21 protein-coding genes are annotated in these 18,224 nt (G+C 56.5%); 16 read left to right on the top strand and 5 right to left on the bottom strand.

Going from position 1 to position 18,224, the window contains the following annotated elements:
* Window positions 1-72 precede the first annotated feature (72 nt).
* Window positions 73-261 carry a hypothetical protein gene (locus GS605_RS14050; RefSeq protein WP_171638158.1) on the top strand — a complete coding sequence of 63 codons (189 nt, stop codon included), beginning with the start codon at window positions 73-75 and terminating at the stop codon, window positions 259-261.
* 79 nt (window positions 262-340) lie between these two features.
* A complete protein-coding gene (locus GS605_RS14045) occupies window positions 341-604 on the top strand; it encodes a DUF2312 domain-containing protein (protein ID WP_152457363.1) in 264 nt (87 codons plus the stop codon).
* A 578-nt stretch (window positions 605-1,182) separates the two neighbouring features.
* Here the strand turns inward: GS605_RS14045 and GS605_RS14040 are convergent.
* The 3 genes from GS605_RS14040 to GS605_RS14030 all read right to left on the bottom strand — a co-directional run bounded on the left by GS605_RS14040 (window position 1,183) and on the right by GS605_RS14030 (window position 3,069).
* Window positions 1,183-2,244 carry a YeeE/YedE family protein gene (locus GS605_RS14040; protein ID WP_171638157.1) on the bottom strand — a complete coding sequence of 354 codons (1,062 nt, stop codon included), beginning with the start codon at window positions 2,242-2,244 and terminating at the stop codon, window positions 1,183-1,185.
* Between the two features lie 41 nt (window positions 2,245-2,285).
* Window positions 2,286-2,594, bottom strand: coding sequence for a metalloregulator ArsR/SmtB family transcription factor (locus GS605_RS14035; RefSeq protein WP_152459831.1), 309 nt, complete (start codon window positions 2,592-2,594; stop codon window positions 2,286-2,288).
* 100 nt (window positions 2,595-2,694) lie between these two features.
* Window positions 2,695-3,069 (bottom strand): hypothetical protein, encoded by a 375-nt coding sequence (locus GS605_RS14030; RefSeq protein ID WP_171724379.1) that lies wholly within the window; start codon window positions 3,067-3,069, stop codon window positions 2,695-2,697.
* A gap of 80 nt (window positions 3,070-3,149) precedes the next feature.
* Here GS605_RS14030 and GS605_RS14025 point away from each other — a divergent pair, with 80 nt between their 5' ends.
* From GS605_RS14025 to GS605_RS13960, 14 genes are all read left to right on the top strand, one after another.
* Window positions 3,150-3,890: a cytochrome c biogenesis CcdA family protein gene (locus tag GS605_RS14025; RefSeq protein WP_171724378.1), complete on the top strand. Its 741-nt coding sequence runs from the start codon at window positions 3,150-3,152 to the stop codon at window positions 3,888-3,890.
* Between the two features lie 14 nt (window positions 3,891-3,904).
* Window positions 3,905-4,483 carry a thioredoxin family protein gene (locus tag GS605_RS14020; protein WP_171724377.1) on the top strand — a complete coding sequence of 193 codons (579 nt, stop codon included), beginning with the start codon at window positions 3,905-3,907 and terminating at the stop codon, window positions 4,481-4,483.
* A gap of 131 nt (window positions 4,484-4,614) precedes the next feature.
* Window positions 4,615-5,091 carry a sulfur oxidation c-type cytochrome SoxX gene (gene soxX, locus GS605_RS14015; protein WP_171638149.1) on the top strand — a complete coding sequence of 159 codons (477 nt, stop codon included), beginning with the start codon at window positions 4,615-4,617 and terminating at the stop codon, window positions 5,089-5,091.
* A gap of 47 nt (window positions 5,092-5,138) precedes the next feature.
* Window positions 5,139-5,555, top strand: coding sequence for a thiosulfate oxidation carrier protein SoxY (soxY, locus tag GS605_RS14010; protein ID WP_152457370.1), 417 nt, complete (start codon window positions 5,139-5,141; stop codon window positions 5,553-5,555).
* A 36-nt stretch (window positions 5,556-5,591) separates the two neighbouring features.
* Window positions 5,592-5,921, top strand: coding sequence for a thiosulfate oxidation carrier complex protein SoxZ (gene soxZ, locus GS605_RS14005; RefSeq protein ID WP_171724376.1), 330 nt, complete (start codon window positions 5,592-5,594; stop codon window positions 5,919-5,921).
* Window positions 5,922-5,991: 70 nt separating this feature from the next.
* On the top strand, window positions 5,992-6,837 hold the full coding sequence (soxA, locus tag GS605_RS14000; RefSeq protein WP_171724375.1) for a sulfur oxidation c-type cytochrome SoxA: 846 nt from the start codon (window positions 5,992-5,994) through the stop codon (window positions 6,835-6,837).
* 88 nt (window positions 6,838-6,925) lie between these two features.
* Window positions 6,926-8,623: a thiosulfohydrolase SoxB gene (soxB, locus tag GS605_RS13995; protein ID WP_171724374.1), complete on the top strand. Its 1,698-nt coding sequence runs from the start codon at window positions 6,926-6,928 to the stop codon at window positions 8,621-8,623.
* 24 nt (window positions 8,624-8,647) lie between these two features.
* Window positions 8,648-9,910, top strand: a complete 1,263-nt coding sequence (gene soxC / locus GS605_RS13990; RefSeq protein ID WP_171724373.1) for a sulfite dehydrogenase — start codon at window positions 8,648-8,650, stop codon at window positions 9,908-9,910.
* Complete coding sequence (locus tag GS605_RS13985; RefSeq protein ID WP_171724372.1) at window positions 9,894-11,219, top strand: c-type cytochrome; 1,326 nt, start codon at window positions 9,894-9,896, stop codon at window positions 11,217-11,219. The genes soxC and GS605_RS13985 overlap by 17 nt, the downstream gene beginning before the upstream one ends.
* Before the next feature lie 2 nt (window positions 11,220-11,221).
* On the top strand, window positions 11,222-11,929 hold the full coding sequence (locus tag GS605_RS13980) for a c-type cytochrome (RefSeq protein ID WP_171724371.1): 708 nt from the start codon (window positions 11,222-11,224) through the stop codon (window positions 11,927-11,929).
* A gap of 24 nt (window positions 11,930-11,953) precedes the next feature.
* Window positions 11,954-13,216, top strand: coding sequence for an NAD(P)/FAD-dependent oxidoreductase (locus GS605_RS13975; protein ID WP_171638135.1), 1,263 nt, complete (start codon window positions 11,954-11,956; stop codon window positions 13,214-13,216).
* Window positions 13,217-13,297: 81 nt separating this feature from the next.
* Window positions 13,298-13,732, top strand: a complete 435-nt coding sequence (locus GS605_RS13970) for a DUF302 domain-containing protein (protein ID WP_171724370.1) — start codon at window positions 13,298-13,300, stop codon at window positions 13,730-13,732.
* A gap of 1 nt (window position 13,733) precedes the next feature.
* Window positions 13,734-14,957 (top strand): 5-aminolevulinate synthase, encoded by a 1,224-nt coding sequence (gene hemA / locus GS605_RS13965; protein WP_171724369.1) that lies wholly within the window; start codon window positions 13,734-13,736, stop codon window positions 14,955-14,957.
* A 58-nt stretch (window positions 14,958-15,015) separates the two neighbouring features.
* On the top strand, window positions 15,016-16,074 hold the full coding sequence (locus GS605_RS13960) for a YeeE/YedE family protein (RefSeq protein ID WP_171724368.1): 1,059 nt from the start codon (window positions 15,016-15,018) through the stop codon (window positions 16,072-16,074).
* 1 nt (window position 16,075) lies between these two features.
* Here the strand turns inward: GS605_RS13960 and GS605_RS13955 are convergent, their stop codons facing one another.
* Window positions 16,076-17,020 carry an MBL fold metallo-hydrolase gene (locus GS605_RS13955; RefSeq protein WP_171724367.1) on the bottom strand — a complete coding sequence of 315 codons (945 nt, stop codon included), beginning with the start codon at window positions 17,018-17,020 and terminating at the stop codon, window positions 16,076-16,078.
* Window positions 17,017-17,943 carry an MBL fold metallo-hydrolase gene (locus GS605_RS13950; protein ID WP_171724366.1) on the bottom strand — a complete coding sequence of 309 codons (927 nt, stop codon included), beginning with the start codon at window positions 17,941-17,943 and terminating at the stop codon, window positions 17,017-17,019. The genes GS605_RS13955 and GS605_RS13950 overlap by 4 nt, the downstream gene beginning before the upstream one ends.
* Window positions 17,944-18,224 lie beyond the last annotated feature (281 nt).

Below are 18,224 nucleotides of genomic sequence, written 5' to 3'. Positions count from 1 at the left end.
GTGCTTGCGACCCGGGCGGCGGCATTGTATCCGGCTTCCTGCATCAGATTTCAGCCCTTGGGACCGACGCGTATGGAAGGCATCATCAAAGATCAGACTGCCGCCAACTGTCGCGTGACTGCCGATGAGCCGTGCCAGTTCATCGAACGGTTTGAGGGTCTGGATGCGGTGAAAACAACCTGGTGGAACAGCGGAAAGAAGCCATGGCCGAGGCCCGGGCACGTCGTTGCTTTTGCCTCCAGAAAACTGTTTTGTGTGTAGCAACCACAGCTTGAGGCGAATACAGGTGGTATGAACTGTATTCTCTTAGCGGTGATGATCCAGAATTGGGAAGAATTGGATGAGCATGTCGGAAGAAGCAGAAGCAAGTTACAAGGTCACCTCTGGGGAGCTGCGCCAATTTGTTGAGCGTATCGAGCGCCTGGAGTTGGAAAAGAAAGACATCGCGGATCAAATAAAGGAAGTGTACGCAGAGAGTAAATCGCGCGGCTACGATGTGAAGGCTCTTCGCAGCATCATTTCTCTCAGAAAAAGAGACAAGGATGATATTGCCGAGCAAGAGGCTGTCATCGAGATGTACAAAGAAGCCTTGGGCATGAACTAAGGCCGGTTCTTGGCAAAAGCGCTAATTCATTCAGGCTGACAAAAGCTTTACGAAGAAATGCGTGTCACTTGCCGAGACTGCAACATGTGCAGCCAGACAGGGCGGAGATTTCAAATATCGCAGACCTGGCTGGCTGTGCGGTGATGTCTGCTGCCTCAGTGGCCTTGTGGATTTGCAGGGTCTTTGCTGACGACGAATTCTCGTTTTCGCTGGAAGATCTTCAATGTGTCAGAAAGCCGAAGCTGCGGTTGCTGAAGACCTTGTTGCCTTTTTTGATAGTTTGTCCGAGGCAAGACCTGCCTCGTGATTGCCTGAAGGCTTGCAGCTCAAAGGCTGGGTTCTTTTAGCATTGAAGATCGTTGAAGATTCCTGTTCCGCCTTTTGCGGAGTGACACATGCGATTGGGCTGTGGAGGTTTCTCGACCGACCCTGCGGCATTGCGGGTGAAAGCGCTGCAAACCATCCTGTCGGTCAACCAAAGGCCGGTCATGCACCAACTTACAAAGCCTGACCACTCAAGTGGGGCTGATCAGCGCGACCGACACCTTTTTGGCATAAGGCATGGTGGTGTTAAGAACTCAGCGCTCGGTAATGAAGGACAGTCCGGACACGAGCTGTCTCAATCCAAGCGCCGCGCCCGCAAAGATCGCGGCGAATGTCACCGGCGCGCTGTAGGCCAGAAGTGAAAAGGCAGATATGCCTTGTCCGACGCTGCAACCGACTGCGATGATCGCTCCGGGGCCCATGATCGCCGCGCCCAGCATCTGCCGTTTCAATTCGCGTGGATCTTCGCAGGCTTCCCAGCGAAAATGACCCTTTGACCAAGACCCCAAAAACGCGCCGATCAGAACGCCCGAGACTGATCCGACGGCAAAAGACAAAGTGTTGCCGGACGCTGTCATCAAGTAGAATATCGTGTCACCCAAGGGTGCAGCGAAGGTATGGGTTTGCACCGGCTCACCGTCAAAGCCGTGGGTCGCTACCCAGTTCGTGCCAAGCCAGCCCGAGACGATCGCCAGTCCAACCACAGATCCCCAGAACACCTGCGCTGGCTTACGGCGGAACTGCTGGTTCGCCAAAGCGAAGACCACCAAAATAACACCGACGGCAGAACCGACGAGCCACGCCGGAACTGAGGTCAATCGTTCGGCAAGAAAGCTGACGCTTTGGGGGGCACTGATATCCATTTCTACTGGAAACAGCCAAACCCGCAGATATGCCAGGGGGCCGGACATTACTACATACGCCGAAAGTCCCATGATCAAAACGATGACGAAGGATCGAAGGTCGCCACCTCCCAGCCTTGCCAGCGCCCCATAACCGCAGTTCCCGCTGATGGCCATTCCATAACCGAACATGAGGCCGCCCACGATCGAACCGATCGGGTTCCAGGTCTGGGCAAGGTAGCGTGTTCCTACAGGGTCAAGCCACCCGAACGCCATGGCGGCATGGCTTCCAACAATGGCGACGCCAATCGCAACCGCCCACATGCGAAGTCGCCGATCATCGCCTGCGTAAAGGAAGTCTTCGATGGCACCCAACGTGCAAAAGCGACCGATGCGTGCAGCCAGCCCCAAAGCGATGCCCCCAATCAAACCGATCAGAGCAACGGCATTTGCGTCTCCCAATGCTTCGAACATTGCCAGTCTCCTCCCAAAGCTGGCGGCGTCTTGACCGGCTTCTACGTCTCCCGGCAGAAAAGATCGTAAACGACTTCCAGTATTTGCGTCGAACGATCATCAGCCAATCTGTAATAAATTGTCTTACCCTCGCGCCGTGTTTTGACCAAGCCTTCAAAGCGCAGTCGGGATAATTGTTGGGATACGGCGGCCTGTCTCGCCGACAGCATCTCTTCCATCTGGGTGACGGACTTTTCACCCGATGACAGATAGCACAAGATCATCAGACGCCCTTCGTGGCTGATGGCCTTCAGGAAGTTTGATGCCGTCTGGGCATTCTCCATCATTCGGTCCAGATCTTCTGCACACATGTCCTTTGTGAACACCGGCAGTTTCGATGGTTTGTCCAAAAGGATCGCCTCGCTTTCTCAGCTTCACGCATTCAAAACAGTTTATGTAATTTGCCGCCGATTAGCCAGAGGTCTCAACCTGTACCCCTGCGTCACGTAGCATCACGCCCAACAACCCCCAGAAAAAGTCTTCGCCGGGGTAGCCTTCGATCCGGCCGACTTCTTGGCCGTTGTCCAACAAAACAAAGGTCGGAGTGTAGTGGAGAGGTCGTTTTAGGGTGATCCCATCCGGCAGGGTTTCATGGATGTCGACACGCCGAAGCGGGGCGGCATTTCCTTCCTGTGTTTTCGGGTAGATCCCCGAGATTTCGGAATCCCATCGGGCACACCACATGCACCCATCTTCTTCGGCCATCAGAAGCGTCATTTCAGCCCGTAAAGCCAAAGGCGAAACAAGCAACGTGACCGCAAGCACAAGCAGGAAAAGGTGGCGCATCTCAAGCTCCGATTGACCGCAGCGTTATATCTTTATTACTTTGAATGTATGAATGATAGCGTGCCAGGACGGGTTTGACCATGCTCGACATCACTTTTGCAGGGGCTTTGGTCGCAGGGGTGTTGTCATTTCTGTCCCCGTGCATCCTGCCGATTGTGCCGTTCTACCTCAGTTACCTGGCGGGTGTCGGGATGGAGCAGATTTCTGCAAGTTCAGTCATTTCCGGCAACGTTCGCCGCAGGGCAACGCTTTCTGCAATCGCTTTTGCAGCAGGGATCATAACGATTTTTATGGCGCTTGGAGCCACGGCTTCGATATTCGGTCAAATGATCCGCGAATACTTCGATATCCTTCGATGGATTGCCGCGGCCATCATCATGGCGATGGGCTTGCATTTCCTGGGGCTGATTCGCATCGGATTCCTGTATCGCCAGTTTCAGGCGGATGTCGGTGAAACATCTAACCTGAGCCTGATTGGTGCGTATGTTCTGGGACTGGCATTTGCTTTTGGCTGGACGCCCTGTGTCGGGCCCGTGCTTGCTGCAATCCTGTTTACGGCGGCCGGAACCGAGACGGCTTGGCGCGGTGCGATGCTTCTGTTCGTTTACGGGGCGGGAATGACTGCCCCCTTTGTTCTGGCGGCCTTTTTGGTGCGCCCCTTCATGCAGTGGATGGCGCGGTTCAGAAAGCATTTACCCCTGATCGAGAAGGCCATGGGCTGTCTGTTGATTCTGTTCGGCGCTCTGATCGCAACCAACTCGATCAATCGCGTGGCCCAATGGATGCTGGACCATATGCCCTGGCTTGCGGCCATCGGATAATACGGGAGGAAAACATGAAGCGAACATTGTCAGTTTTGATGGCATGCATAGTGGGCGTGGCGGTTTCCGCCGCCGAGCTTGGCGACGACGGGTTGCATAAAACACCGTGGATGCGCGACACGTTCAAAGACCTTCGCGAGGATCTTGAAGAAGCGTCAGATGAAGGCAAGCGCCTGGTTTTGTTAATCGAGCAACAGGGCTGCATCTATTGCAAGAAAATGCACGAAGAGGTTTTCCCCCAGCCCGACCTGGCGGCGTACATCGAAGAGAATTTCTTTGTCGTCCAACTGGATCTGCACGGAAGCACCACGGCCACCGACTTTGACGGGGAAGAGAGCGAGCAAAGAGCGTTGATGCGCAAATGGGGGATTCTGTTTACGCCGACCCTTGTATTTCTGTCGGAAGAGGTTCCCGAGGACGCCACCGCCATTGATGCAGCGGTTGCAGTCATGCCGGGGGCGTTTTCGAAGGGAACAACTTTGGATCTGTTCACCTGGGTCTTTGAAAAGCGGTACGAACTTGAAAATGGTGAAGATTTTCAGCGCTACCACGCACGGCGCATTCAGGAGCGAAACAATATTTCACAAGACTGAGGTTCGGGGATATAAATAAAAAAATTCATTGTAATGAATTTAATGTTGCGACAGACCGCCCTCGTCGACTACGGTACACAAATGCTTTGGGTCGCAAAGCGCCGTCGGCGTGTTAGCAAATGGGAGGGATCATGAAGCTGAGACTCTTAACATTGGTCTGCGCAATGACAGGGGGTGCCGCGTTTGCCGCGGATACCGACCCGAAAAACGTAACCTATGGTGAATACGGTGCCGTAGAGGTCTCGTTGACCGGCGCAGCCGGTGACGCGGCAAATGGCGCGCTGATCGTTGGCGACAAGTCAAAAGGCAATTGCGTGGCGTGCCACTCGGTCTCGGCTTTGGCCGATATCCCGTTCCATGGCGAGGTTGGCCCGGCGTTGGATGGCGCCGGTGATCGTTGGTCCGAGGCCGAGCTTCGCGGATTGGTTGCAAACGCGAAAATGACGTTCGAAGGCACGGTGATGCCGGCATTCTACAAGGATGACGGCTATATCCGCCCGGGCGACGCCTATACCGGCAAAGCCCCGACCGAGCCCCTGACGTCGATCCTGACAGCGCAGGAAATCGAAGACGTGGTCGCGTTTCTTGCAACCCTGAAAGAGGAATAGTCGCGCTTCGATAGCGTGATTTTTCGAAGATTCAAAGGAGATTGAAAATGGAACTCTCTCGCCGCGAAACTCTGGCCCTTGGGCTGGGCGCCGCGTTCCTGACAATGATGCCGTTTCGTGCAAACGCGGCCGCCGAGGATGCGATTGCCGCGTTTACCGGTGGGGCGGATGTGGCTGACGGCGGTGTTACACTGACGGCACCTGAAATCGCCGAAAACGGAAACACCGTACCGATCGAAGTAAGCGCCCCGGGTGCGGCGTCGATTCTGATCGTTGCAGCAGGCAACCCCGAACCGGGCGTCGCAACGTTCAACTTTGGCCCGCTGGCTGCTGAACAGGCTGCCTCAACTCGTATCCGCCTTGCCGGAACGCAGGATGTCATTGCCGTGGCGAAGATGGCAGATGGCAGCTTTGCCAAGGCATCCGCGACCGTGAAAGTGACAATCGGCGGCTGCGGCGGCTGATAGCCACGCGCGCCTCGAAGAACAGGAGACTAACCAATGGCATCCGGTGTGAAACCCCGCGTCAAGGTTCCGAAGAAAGCCGCAGTTGGCGAAACCGTCACGATCAAGACATTGATCAGCCACAAGATGGAAAGCGGTCAGCGCAAGGACAAAGAAGGCAACGTCATACCTCGATCGATCATCAACCGTTTCACCTGTGAGTTTAACGGCGAAATGGTGGTCGATGTGACGATGGAGCCGGCAATCTCAACCAACCCGTATTTCCAGTTTGAGGCAACCGTGCCCGAGGCAGGTGAGTTCGTGTTCACCTGGTACGATGACGACGGCTCTGTCTACGACGAGAAGAAATCGATCGAGATCGCCTGACGGCTCGACCAATAAGGCAGATCAGCGCCGGACATGACGTTTGGCGCTGGTCCACCAAGGGAGGAACGTAATGAATACAAAGGCATTAACGGCGATCGCAGCAGTTCTGGTTTTCCCAGTGGCAGCATTGGCCGGACCTGACGAAGACAATCTTGTGATCAATGACGAGCTGGACATGACCTCGGTCACCGAAGCGCCGGCGCATCTGGAAAACCTGGACACGATCTATTCCGGTTGGCATTTCCGTACGGATGAAACCCAGGCCCTTCAGATTGATGATTTCGACAATCCGGCGATGATCTTCGTCGACCAGGCTGCCGACCTTTTTGAGACAGTCGATGGGGCTGCCGGCAAAAGCTGTGCCTCGTGCCACGACGGGGTGGAAAGCTTCAAGGGATTGCAGGCTTCCATGCCGAAGGTTGATGCCGAAACCGGCAAGCTGGTGGTCATGGAAGATCTGATCAACGCGTGCCGGACCGAGCACATGGAGGCCGATGCCTGGAAATGGTCCGGCGGCGATATGCAGGGCTTGGTCGCTTTGATCGGCCTACAGTCACGCGGGATGCCCATGAACGTTGCCATTGACGGTGACGCCGCCCCGTATTGGGAACAGGGCAAGGAAATGTACTATACGCGCTATGGCCAGTTAGAGCTGAGCTGTGCCAACTGTCATGAAGACAATTGGGGCAATATGATCCGGGCAGATCACCTGAGCCAGGGAATGATCAATGGGTTCCCAACGTATCGTTTGAAACAGGCCAAGCTGATTTCGCGACACAATCGTTTCCGCGGTTGTATTCGTGATACGCGGGCGGAAACCTTTGCCGAAGGTTCAGACGAGTTTCGTGCGCTGGAGCTTTATGTTGCCTCGCGTGGCAACGGGCTTTCAGTCGAAACTCCGGCCGTACGCCAGTAACAACAGGCCCGCGTAGGAAGTGTCCAGCGCGGGTTTTTCCGTAAGTTTAACATTCACACATTTATATGTGAAACAGGAAAGCCGAAAGATGATTTCTCGACGTGACTTCTTGCAGGTTTCAATGGCGGCATCGGCTCTGTACGGGGCATCCGGGTTTGGCAATTGGGCCAGGCTTTCCGCACAGCAAAGTCTGACGCAGGATCAGCTGCTGGAGTTTGAGACCTTTGGCAATATCAGCCTGATCCATGTCACCGACATTCACGCACAACTCAAACCGATATACTTCCGTGAACCCGAGATAAACCTGGGTATCGGTGAGGCAAAGGGGCAGATGCCGCATGTCACGGGGGCCGCGTTCCGCAAAGCCTACGGGATCGAAGATGGCAGCTCGTCGGCCTATGCGCTGACCTACGACGACTTTTCAGCCTTGGCAAAGACCTACGGTCGAGTTGGTGGTTTGGACCGGGTTTCGACGGTGATCAATGCCATCCGTGCGGACCGGCCCGATGCCCTGCTTTTGGATGGCGGCGATACCTGGCACGGGTCTTACACCTGTTATCAGACGGCTGGTCAGGACATGGTCAATGTCATGAACGCGCTGAAACCTGATGCAATGACCTTTCATTGGGAGTTCACGCTGGGCAGCGACAGAGTCAACGAAATCGTCGAAGGGCTGCCCTTTGCCGCCTTGGGTCAGAACATCTTTGATGCCGAATGGGATGAACCTGCGGAACTGTTCAAGCCCTACAAGTTCTTTGACCGGGGAGGTGCAAAGGTTGCCGTGATCGGACAGGCGTTCCCTTACATGCCAATCGCGAACCCGGGTTGGATGTTCCCTGAATACTCTTTTGGCATTCGGGACGAAAACATGCAGGCCGTGGTGGACGAGGTTCGCGATGCCGGTGCCGATGTCGTCGTCGTCCTCAGCCATAACGGCTTTGACGTGGACAAGAAAATGGCAGGCCGGGTGGAGGGGGTCGACGTGATCCTCAGTGGCCACACCCATGATGCGCTGCCCGAGCCGGTTCTGGTGGGCAAAACGCATATCATCGCGTCCGGCTCGAACGGCAAGTTCGTCAGCCGCGTGGATCTGGACGTGCGGGATGGGCAGTTGATGGGGTTGAAGCACAAGCTGATCCCGATCTTCTCTGATGTTATCGCTCCGGATCCTGCGATCACCGCCCTGATAGATGAGCAGCGCGCGCCCTATGAGGCGACGCTCAGCGAAGTGATCGGCAAAACGGACTCGTTGCTCTATCGTCGCGGCAATTTCAACGGAACCTGGGATGACCTGATCTGTGATGCCCTGCTTAAGGAGCGGGAGGCAGACATTGCCATGTCCCCCGGTGTTCGTTGGGGGCCGTCGATCCTGCCGGGGCAGGAGATCACGCGCGAGGACATCTGGAACGTCACTTCGATGTCGTATCCGAACGCCTATCGCACGGAAATGACGGGTGAATTCATCCATGTGATCCTCGAGGATGTTGGTGACAACCTGTTCAATCCTGATCCCTACTACCAGCAGGGCGGCGACATGGTCCGTGTCGGTGGGCTGGGCTACCGCATCGATGTGACCAAGCCGCAAGGGCAGCGGATCAGCGAGATGACCCTGCTGAAGACGGGTGAAGCGATTGATCCGTCGAAAACCTATGTCGTGGCCGGCTGGGCCAGCGTCAACGAAGGCACCGAGGGTCCGCCGATCTGGGATGTCGTCGAAAACCACATACGCAACCTTGGAACCGTAACGGTGCAACAGAACACCAGCGTCGATGTCGTCGGCGTCTAAGAAACAGATGGAGACCTAAGAGATATGGATGACGCGTTCAAACCGTCCCGCCGGGCCTTCCTGAAAGGCAGTGCCGCGGTCGCCGCGGGGTCAGTTGCAGGTGCGGCAGTGGCAGAAACGCCCGACCCCCTGATAACAGAGCTTCAGGATTGGGCATCGTACACGGGTGCAGGCGTTGACGAGACACCCTATGGCATGCCGATCAGCTATGAATCCCATGTCGTGCGCCGCAATGTGGAGTGGCTGACCGCCTCTCCGATTTCGTCGATCAACTTCACGCCGATCCACGCGCTTGATGGTACAATCACACCCCAGGGCTGCGCCTTTGAACGGCACCACTCGGGCGCAATCGAGCTGCGCAAGGAAGACTATCGGCTGATGATAAACGGTCTGGTCGATCGCCCGCTTGTCTTTACGTATGACGACATCGAACGTTTCCCGCGCGAAAACCACGTGTATTTCTGCGAATGCGCAGCGAACACCGGGATGGAGTGGGCGGGTGCGCAGCTCAACGGCGTGCAATTCACCCATGGTATGATCCACAACATGGAATACACCGGTGTTCCGCTGCGCACGCTGTTGCAAGAGGCCGGCGCCGATATCTCGCCCGACAAATGGGTCTATGTCGAGGGCGCGGACGCGTCGTCCAATGGCCGCTCCATTCCGATGGAAAAAGCGCTGGATGATGTGTTGGTGGCCTTCAAAGCAAATGGCGAGGCCCTGCGGATGGAACATGGCTATCCCGTGCGCCTGGTCGTGCCAGGCTGGGAAGGCAACATGTGGGTCAAATGGCTGCGCAGGATCGAGGTCGTCGACAGGGCGGTCGAAAGCCGCGAAGAAACATCAAAGTACACCGATGTTTATGCTGATGGCACGGCCCAGAAATGGACTTGGGTGATGGATGCGAAATCCGTCATAACCTCGCCCAGCCCGCAAATGCCGATCAAACATGGGCCCGGGCCGCTGGTGATTTCAGGGCTTGCATGGTCAGGCCACGGACAGATTACCCGTGTCGATGTATCCAAGGACGGCGGCATCACGTGGGAGACGGCACGCCTTGGCAAGCAGGGCGACACCAAGGCTTTGACACGTTTCTATCTCGACACGAATTGGGACGGGGCGCCCATGCTCCTGCAGGCCCGAGCAATAGATGAGACCGGCTATGTACAGCCAACCAAAGACCTGCTGCGCGAAAAGCGCGGCGAGAACTCGGTCTATCACAACAACTGTATCCAGACGTGGTACGTAAGCGCAGAAGGGATCGCCGAGAATGTCGAAGTCTCTTAGCCATGTTTTCCTGCCCGTATTTGGCGGCACAGCGTTACTGCTTGCGGGGGCGTTGGTGTTCGCCAACCGAAACTTCGGCCAACTGAAGATCGAAACTTTGGAAACCCGGATTGGTCAGGTTGAGGCCCACGCAGCAGCCGCACAGGAAAAAGCGAAGTCAGAATCCGAACGAGCAGCCCAGCTTGAGCTCAAAGTCCAGGAAATCCAGGCCGCCGCAGCGGAACGGGTTGCGAATGGCGCGAACCTGACCGCACCTGCGCCCAGCCGCGAGGGCACCTATGGGCTTGGACGGCCTGCGCTGGAGGAAGAGATCGCGGCCTGGGACGTTGACGTTTTGCCGGACGGGCGGGGCTTGCCTGTCGGATCGGGCGACGTTTGGACCGGGGAAGAAGTGTTTGCCGACCGCTGCGCCTCCTGTCACGGAGAGTTCGCGGAAGGTGTGGACAACTGGCCCGTTCTTGCCGGTGGGTTCGATACGCTTGCAAACGAAGATCCCGTCAAGACCGTCGGGTCCTACTGGCCGCATTTGTCTACTGCCTGGGACTACATTTCCCGTTCCATGCCATTTGGCGAGGCGGGCACTTTGACCGCGGATGAGACCTATGCGATTGTTGCCTACATCCTGTATTCAAATGATTTGGTGGATGACGATTTCGAACTGAGCAACGAAAACTTCGCCGAATTCGAGATGTACAACAAAGACGGTTTTGTCGTCGATACGCGACCCGAGACCGAGTACGCCGAATCGCGCAAAGAGCCTTGCATGGAAAACTGCAAGGCAGAGGCCGCTGTCACAATGCGTTCCGTTTTTCTGGTCGAGACGCCGCCCGAAGGTGGGTCGAACTCGGTGATGAATGATGCCACCGTTGAGGGGTTGCCGACATTCACTGCGGACGGCCCGTCGTTCATTCCGGCAGCGGCACCCAAGCCCGAGGAAAAAGCCGCCGCGGAGCCAGCCGTTCAAGAGGCCGAAAAGACCGACGAAGCAACGGAACTGGTTGCCGCCGGAGCGAAAGTCTTCAAGAAGTGCAAAGCCTGCCATCAGGTCGGTGAAGGTGCAAAGCACGGCACCGGGCCGGCGTTGAACGGAATTGTCGGGGCCAATGCAGGATCGGTCGAGGGGTTCAAATACTCCAAGGCGATGAAAGCCGCATCCGAGGCAGGCCTTGTTTGGACGGATGAGGAAATGGCGGCCTTCCTGACGAAACCCAAGGATTACATGAAGGGCACGCGAATGTCTTTTGCGGGGCTCAGGAAGCCAGACGACGTTGAGGCCGTGATTGTCTACCTCAAATCGTTTGGAAGCTGATCATGCGGTGGCCGGACATACTGGCGTGCACGGCGGTCTTGGCGGCTTTCGCCACATCGACCTACGCAACCGAAGACCTTGGTGATGCCGAGGCCGGGAAAACAGTGTTCGCCAAATGCAAGGGCTGCCATCAGGTTGGCGAAGGAGCGGAAAACAAAATCGGCCCGCATCTGAATGGTGTCTTTGGGCGCAAGGCCGCGGGCCTTGACGGTTTCAATTATTCCAAAAGCCTGGTGCGCGCGGGAAATTCGGGTTTGGAATGGCACGCTGACACTCTGTCAGCCTATATCGAAGATCCACGTGCATTTGCGTCGGGCACAAGGATGAGCTTTCGCGGTCTGAAAGACCCGGAAGACCGGGCCAATGTGATTGCCTATTTGCGGGGGTTTTCAGACAACCCTCGGGATATTCCCGAAGCGGACCCAACCGCGAAAGGCACGGACCATTCCGTCGATCCAGCGATCCTGGCGATTCAGGGAGACCCCGAATACGGCGCATATCTCAGCAGCGAATGCACGACGTGCCATCAGATCGAGGGAAGTGACGAGGGTATCCCGTCGATCGTGTATTGGCCCGACGAGGATTTTGTCGTCGCCATGCACGCATACAAGGACAAAAAGCGGCCACACCCGGTTATGCAAATGATCGCCGGAAGGCTGAGCAATGACGAGATCGCGGCCTTGGCCGCATATTTCAATAACCCAGAGTGATTGTGCCCAAGGGGAGGAAACGCGATGACACTCAATAGACGTACATTTCTAGGAGCCGCCGGGGTGGCGGCAGCCGGATTATCTGCACCGATGGTTCTGGCTCAGGGCAGGCCTCGGGTCGTTGTTGTCGGCGGCGGTGCAGGCGGCGCTACGGCTGCCCGCTATATTGCAAAGGACAGCAAAGGTGAGATCGACGTGACGCTGATCGAGCCGTCGCGGACCTACTACACCTGCTTCTTCTCGAACCTGTATCTTGGAGGGTTCCAGGAACTGTCGGATATCGCGCACAGCTATGGCACGCTTGCCGCCGACTATGGGATAAACGTGGTCCACGATTGGGCCATCGGTGTTGACCGCGATGCCAAGACTGTATCATTGGCCGGGGGTGGCTCGGTTCCGTATGACAAGCTGATCCTCAGCCCGGGTATCGATTTTGTCGACGGGGCTGTTGAAGGCTGGGACGTCTCGGCGCAAAACAAGATGCCGCATGCGTACAAGGCCGGCTCGCAGACAGAACTTCTGAAAGCTCAGATCATGGCGATGCCCGAAGGCGGTACTTTTGCGATGGTTGCACCACCAAACCCGTACCGCTGCCCGCCCGGACCCTATGAACGGGTCTCGATGGTTGCGCATGTTCTGAAAGCAAACAATCCCACTGCGAAAATCATCGTGGCGGATCCGAAGCCGAAGTTTTCGAAGATGGCATTGTTCCAGGAAGGCTGGGCAAACCATTACGAAGGCATGGTCGACTGGATTGGTGAAGACTTCGGTGGCGGCAATGTCTCGGTAAACCCGGACGCGATGACGGTGACCATCGACGGAGAAGAGACCACAGTCGACGTCTGCAACGTGATCCCGGCGATGAAAGCCGGACGCATTGCCGAAATGGCCGGAGTGACCGAAGGCAACTGGGCGCCGGTGAACGCCGCGGACATGTCCTCCAAGGCGGATCCGGACATCTATGTTTTGGGCGATGCCAGCCAGCAGGGTGACATGCCGAAATCGGGTTTCTCGGCCAACAGTCAGGCGAAAGTGTGCGCGAATGCCGTGCGGGGCGCGTTGACCGGATCCAAGGTGTTCCCGGCCAAGTTCTCCAACACATGCTGGTCGCTGATCGACACGGATGATGGCGTGAAGGTTGGCGCAACCTACGAGGCGACGCCGGAAAAAATCGCCAAGGTGGACGGGTTCATCAGCCAGACCGGCGAAGATGCCGATCTGAGAAAAGCAACGTATGAAGAGTCGCTGGGTTGGTACGCCGGTATCACCTCGGACATGTTTGGATAGAAGTTCTCGGGGGGTTTGACACGGGTCAAAGCCCCCGAAGCTCAATCTGAGAAACTGCGGCTCAGGAGGAGGATCAAGATCATGAAACACTCAATCATCACGGCCGCGTTCTTTGCAGTCTCTGCCAGTCAAGGGCTTGCCGAGGATATCATCACGACCCCCTTTGACGGAAGTTTTGATGATGCCACCTTTGCGGTCGAGTCCGCCATTGTCGGGCAGGGGCTGGTCATCGACTATGTGAGCCACGTTGGCGAAATGTTGAACCGAACGGGCGCTGATGTCGGCAGCGACAAACAGATATTCGCGGCGGCGGACATCTTTATTTTTTGCTCGGCAAAGATTTCGCGTGAGGTGATGGAAGCTGATCCGATGAATATCGGCTATTGCCCATACGGGATTTTCGTGGCCGAGGACGATGACGGGGTGAAGGTCGGATACCGAAGCTATCCGGACGGCCCAATGCAAAAGGTCCAGACCCTGTTGTCTGGAATCGTTGAAGAGGCCGTTGGGAATTGAAATGAACTACCGGCAGTATTTTCGAGATCAACTTGATCTACTGAAACAGGAAGGAAACTACCGGGTTTTTGCAGACCTCGAACGTCGGTGCGGCGCGTTTCCAACGGCGCGCAGTTACGCAGGGGGTGGTCCCGAACAAGTCATTGTCTGGTGCTCGAACGACTATCTTGGAATGGGACAGCATCCCAAGGTTATTGCGGCCATGCACGAGGCGATCGACAGATGCGGTGCAGGTGCCGGTGGGACGCGGAATATCTCGGGGACCACGCACGAACATGTGCTGTTGGAGCAGGAGCTTGCGGACCTTCACGGCAAGGACGCAGCATTGCTGTTCACGTCCGGCTACGTATCCAATTGGGCGGCCTTGGGAACCTTGGCGTCCCGCATTCCAAGCATCACGGTTCTGTCCGACGAATTGAACCATGCCTCGATGATCGAGGGGATTCGTCACAGCCGTTGTCAAAAGCGGATCTGGAAGCACAACGATCTTGAAGACCTTGAAAGGCAACTTGCGGACCTGCCTGCAAATGCGCCCAAGCTGATCGCGTTTGAAAGCGTCTATTCCATGGACGGCGATATTGCACCGATTGCCGGGATCTGTGATCTGGCGGACCGGTATGGCGCGATGACCTATCTGGATGAGGTTCACGCGGTCGGGCTGTACGGTCCGCGCGGCGGGGGCATCGCTGAGCGCGAGGGCCTGATGGACCGCCTGACCGTGATTGAAGGGACTTTGGGCAAGGCGTTCGGCGTGGTCGGCGGGTACATCGCGGCGTCGAAGGAGCTTGTCGACTTTGTCAGGTCCTTTGCCAGCGGGTTTATTTTCACCACTGCTTTGCCTCCGGCCGTGGCGGCAGGAGCTGCGGCTTCGGTGAAGCACCTGAAGCAAAGCAATGCAGAGCGGCAACAGCACAAAAAGCGCGTGCGCGAAGTCCGGGACAGGCTGGACGATCTGGGTATTCCCCATACACCGAACCCAAGCCATATCATTCCGGTCATGGTCGGCGATCCGGTCAAGTGTCGATTCATTTCGGATGTGCTGATGCGTGATTATGGGATCTACATCCAGCCCATCAACTATCCAACTGTCCCCAAAGGAACGGAACGTCTGCGGATTACGCCGTCGCCGGTGCACACCTGTGAAGACGTGGACCGGCTGGTATCTGCATTGGGTGAGTTATGGACGCAATGCCAATTGGCACGCAGGCCAATGGCTGCGCAATGACGCTGACGAATTGACCAAAGACAAAGACACACACGCAACGAAGTGAGAGTTTCTGTCCATGGAGAGGCTCATCGATTTGCTGGGAGACCCGGGCACCCTGGCGTTTGCCGGAGTGCTGGTCGGTATCCTGTTCGGCGTGACGGCTCAGAAGTCCCATTTTTGTTTGCGCGCATCGACGGTGGAAGTCGCCGAAGGTAAGTTTGGCCCCCGCTTGGCGGTTTGGCTGATCGCCTTTACCGCGGCACTGACGCTTGTACAGGCGCTTGTCTCGCTTGAATTGCTGGACCTTTCCGAGGCACGCGCCATCGCGTCCACCGGCAGCCTTAGCGGTGCGGTTATTGGTGGGGCGATGTTTGGCATCGGCATGGTTCTTGCGCGCGGATGCGCATCTCGCCTGCTGGTGTTGGCCTCGTGCGGCAATCTACGAGCACTTGTGACAGGGTTGATTTTGACCTTGGTGGCTCAGGCCGCCTACACAGGCGTTCTCAGCCCGGCCCGTGAAGCGATTTCCGGTCTGTGGACCATCTCAGGAGGTGCAGAGCGCGATCTTGCAGAAATAATGGGGTTCCCCCCATCGGTCTATTCGGCCGTCGCCGCAATTGGATTTGTCTTGTCGATCGTGTTTGCCCTTCACAGGAAAGTCGCGCCTGCAAAGATCGTGACAGCCGCCGGAGTTGGCGGGGCAGTGGCGCTTGGCTGGTTCATGACGTTTTCCATCGCGCAGGCATCTTTTGAGGTCGTCCCCGTGTCTTCGGTGACGTTTACCGGCCCGGCCACAGACACGCTGATGGCGTTGGTTGCAGAGCGAAATGTGGTGCTGTCTTTCGGTATCGGTCTTGTGCCGGGCGTGGCCATTGGGGCAGCAGGATCTGCCATCATTTCCAGCGAGTGGAGGATCGAGCGTTTTGGCTCGGACACTCCGATGGAACGGTACCTCGTCGGAGCTGTCCTCATGGGATTCGGGGCGATGCTGGCCGGAGGTTGCGCCGTGGGCGCGGGACTTTCAGGCGGGTCCGCCCTGTCATTGACAGCCTGGCTTGCAGTTTTCTTCATGTGGGTTGGGGCGATAGGAACGCACAGGTTTTTGATGCGGCTGCCGGTATTGCAGCATTCCTGACTTACTCGAACTCCATCTGTTCGAAAACGCGCCCGGCGTTCTTGGTTGCCAGTTCCTCGAACGCGTCCAAATGGGCATAGGGGGACTGATCGACATAATAGGCTTCGGTCAGATCGCCGCCCGCATCCATATGTTCTTGAATCCTGGTTCGCAGATACACCAGGTAATCGCGCGTATAGCGGCGCACCTGATCCATATTCGTGGGATGACCGTGCCCGGGTATGACATATGTGGCATTCAAAGCCTCGAACTCGTTGTCCCAGGTTTCCAGCCAATCCGCGGTATAGGTCTCTTGAAAGATCGGCAGCATGCGCTCGTGGAATGCCATGTCACCCGCGATGACAAGGCTTTGGTTCGGCAACCAGATCGAGATATCGCCGGGGCTGTGGGCCGGTCCGAGGTATTTGGCCTCGATCCGGAAGTCGCCCATCTCGATCACGTATTCATCATCGAATGTCTCGGTTGGGCCTGCCAGAAACGTGCCCTCTGCCTTGTCCTGATTGTATCGTTTCATTCCCTCCAGAATCTGAGGGCCATATTCCGCGAACTCAGCTGCTGCATCCGAATGGGCGACGATAGGAACCCCGATTTCCGACCAGTAGGCATTGCCAAGCATCGCGTGCCCCTGACCGTTCTCGTTGAAGACAAGCGTGACCGGCTGATCCGTAATCGCCTGAATTTCCTTGTGAAGTGCCTCGGCAAGGACATAGGCGGCACCGCCGTTGACAACGACCACGCCCTCACGTGTTACGATGAAGCTCAGGTTGTTGTTGTGACCAGAGTTTTCGTAGGTCGGCGGAGCGGTTGCGCCAATGGCGGAATAGACGCCAGGGATGAATTCGACCGGCTTGGAATACAGAACGCTTTGCGGATACTGGTCTGCAATATCCTCGCTTGCCCAGGCCGGTGTGACGAAAGCAACCGCAATCACGAATGATCGTATCATGACGCCTCTCCAATGAACCTGTAGGCCGAGCCGGTCTTTTCGACGCGGCCAATTCCACCGTTCGGCAGGTGGAAGCCGATTATTCTCATTTCCTCTTCGGAAACCTGATCCAGAAGTGAGTAACGCGCAGCTGCGGCGACCTGGGGATCCTGATCCGTTCCACTGTGCCAATCGGGGTGTTCAAAGGCCACGTGCGGATTTCCCAGCGCGTCGCCGACGACCATCACGGCCTCATTCCCATTTCGAAGCTCAAAAGCCATGTGACCGGGCGTGTGCCCAAAGCTTGCCCGTGCCGCAATGCCCGGAAGTATCTCTTGCCCATCCTCGAAGAACGCGACCTGATCCTCAATTGCTTCCAAACGCCGCTTGGCACCGGCCGCGAACGCGGTGCGATCGTCACCTATCGTGTCCACCGTTGAGGGGTTCCACCAGTAATCCCATTCTTTGCGTCCAATGAGGTGCGTCGCATTAGGGAAAAGCAGGTCGTCGAAATCATCCAGAACACCCCAGATATGATCCGGGTGCGCGTGGGTGAAAACCACATGCGTGACACTTTCGGGCGACAAGCCAATTGCTTCAAAAGTTTCCATAAGTTTGCCCGATGTGGGCATGAAGTCCGGCCCCGCTCCGGCATCGAACAGCACGGTGTTTTCGTCATCCCGATAAAGCGTGACGTTGCACTCTGGCTCGTACTTGGTCGCGTCCGCTTGATTGCGGGTCAGGAATTGCTCGACCGCCTCTTTGGGCATGGCTCCGAAAACAACATCAGGTGGCAATGACAGGTATCCGTCTGACACGGTCGTAATTCGGGCTGAAGGACCGAGCCGCAGCTCTGCCTGAACGATCCTGGCTTGAGCTCCAAGTGCCGCAAGACACGTGGCATTAAACAGGAAGCTGCGTCGGGACAAAGGAATTTCACTCATACGCAATCATTAAAATGAATATTTTTATTTGTAAACGATGGAAGCACCAACAAAGGATCATTCCAAGACGCTGAAAAACCGGCCAGGTCTTCTTTGCGATTGGGCGAAGAACGGTTCTCAGCGGTGGCAAATGGACGCGACACCAAGGTCATGCGCAAAGTGAACGCACAGCGCAATCCACGCGAAGATGGATTGCCGAGGAAGGGATGATGTCGGAAAGGCGATTGTCACGTGACCTCGAAACAGGGAAGGGACCCAGCCGAAGAACGACGGCGATGGCA

The sequence above is a fragment of the Ruegeria sp. HKCCD7559 genome, assembly GCF_013110575.1.
Lineage (GTDB): Bacteria > Pseudomonadota > Alphaproteobacteria > Rhodobacterales > Rhodobacteraceae > Ruegeria.
This window is presented reverse-complemented; position numbering and strand designations above follow the sequence as displayed.

What these genes read in the sequence shown, in the direction of transcription:
- soxY (WP_152457370.1), top strand. Translation starts at nt 5,139, where the DNA reads ATGGAACTCTCTCGCCGCGAAACTCTGGCCCTTGGGCTGGGCGCCGCG.
- GS605_RS13955 (WP_171724367.1), bottom strand. Translation starts at nt 17,020, where the DNA reads ATGATACGATCATTCGTGATTGCGGTTGCTTTCGTCACACCGGCCTGG.
- soxA (WP_171724375.1), top strand. Translation starts at nt 5,992, where the DNA reads ATGAATACAAAGGCATTAACGGCGATCGCAGCAGTTCTGGTTTTCCCA.
- soxC (WP_171724373.1), top strand. Translation starts at nt 8,648, where the DNA reads ATGGATGACGCGTTCAAACCGTCCCGCCGGGCCTTCCTGAAAGGCAGT.
- GS605_RS14050 (WP_171638158.1), top strand. Translation starts at nt 73, where the DNA reads ATGGAAGGCATCATCAAAGATCAGACTGCCGCCAACTGTCGCGTGACT.
- GS605_RS13950 (WP_171724366.1), bottom strand. Translation starts at nt 17,943, where the DNA reads ATGAGTGAAATTCCTTTGTCCCGACGCAGCTTCCTGTTTAATGCCACG.
- GS605_RS13985 (WP_171724372.1), top strand. Translation starts at nt 9,894, where the DNA reads ATGTCGAAGTCTCTTAGCCATGTTTTCCTGCCCGTATTTGGCGGCACA.
- soxX (WP_171638149.1), top strand. Translation starts at nt 4,615, where the DNA reads ATGAAGCTGAGACTCTTAACATTGGTCTGCGCAATGACAGGGGGTGCC.
- GS605_RS14030 (WP_171724379.1), bottom strand. Translation starts at nt 3,069, where the DNA reads ATGCGCCACCTTTTCCTGCTTGTGCTTGCGGTCACGTTGCTTGTTTCG.
- GS605_RS13970 (WP_171724370.1), top strand. Translation starts at nt 13,298, where the DNA reads ATGAAACACTCAATCATCACGGCCGCGTTCTTTGCAGTCTCTGCCAGT.
- soxB (WP_171724374.1), top strand. Translation starts at nt 6,926, where the DNA reads ATGATTTCTCGACGTGACTTCTTGCAGGTTTCAATGGCGGCATCGGCT.
- GS605_RS13960 (WP_171724368.1), top strand. Translation starts at nt 15,016, where the DNA reads ATGGAGAGGCTCATCGATTTGCTGGGAGACCCGGGCACCCTGGCGTTT.
- hemA (WP_171724369.1), top strand. Translation starts at nt 13,734, where the DNA reads ATGAACTACCGGCAGTATTTTCGAGATCAACTTGATCTACTGAAACAG.
- GS605_RS14045 (WP_152457363.1), top strand. Translation starts at nt 341, where the DNA reads ATGAGCATGTCGGAAGAAGCAGAAGCAAGTTACAAGGTCACCTCTGGG.
- GS605_RS13975 (WP_171638135.1), top strand. Translation starts at nt 11,954, where the DNA reads ATGACACTCAATAGACGTACATTTCTAGGAGCCGCCGGGGTGGCGGCA.
- GS605_RS14025 (WP_171724378.1), top strand. Translation starts at nt 3,150, where the DNA reads ATGCTCGACATCACTTTTGCAGGGGCTTTGGTCGCAGGGGTGTTGTCA.
- GS605_RS13980 (WP_171724371.1), top strand. Translation starts at nt 11,222, where the DNA reads ATGCGGTGGCCGGACATACTGGCGTGCACGGCGGTCTTGGCGGCTTTC.
- GS605_RS14035 (WP_152459831.1), bottom strand. Translation starts at nt 2,594, where the DNA reads ATGTGTGCAGAAGATCTGGACCGAATGATGGAGAATGCCCAGACGGCA.
- GS605_RS14020 (WP_171724377.1), top strand. Translation starts at nt 3,905, where the DNA reads ATGAAGCGAACATTGTCAGTTTTGATGGCATGCATAGTGGGCGTGGCG.
- GS605_RS14040 (WP_171638157.1), bottom strand. Translation starts at nt 2,244, where the DNA reads ATGTTCGAAGCATTGGGAGACGCAAATGCCGTTGCTCTGATCGGTTTG.
- soxZ (WP_171724376.1), top strand. Translation starts at nt 5,592, where the DNA reads ATGGCATCCGGTGTGAAACCCCGCGTCAAGGTTCCGAAGAAAGCCGCA.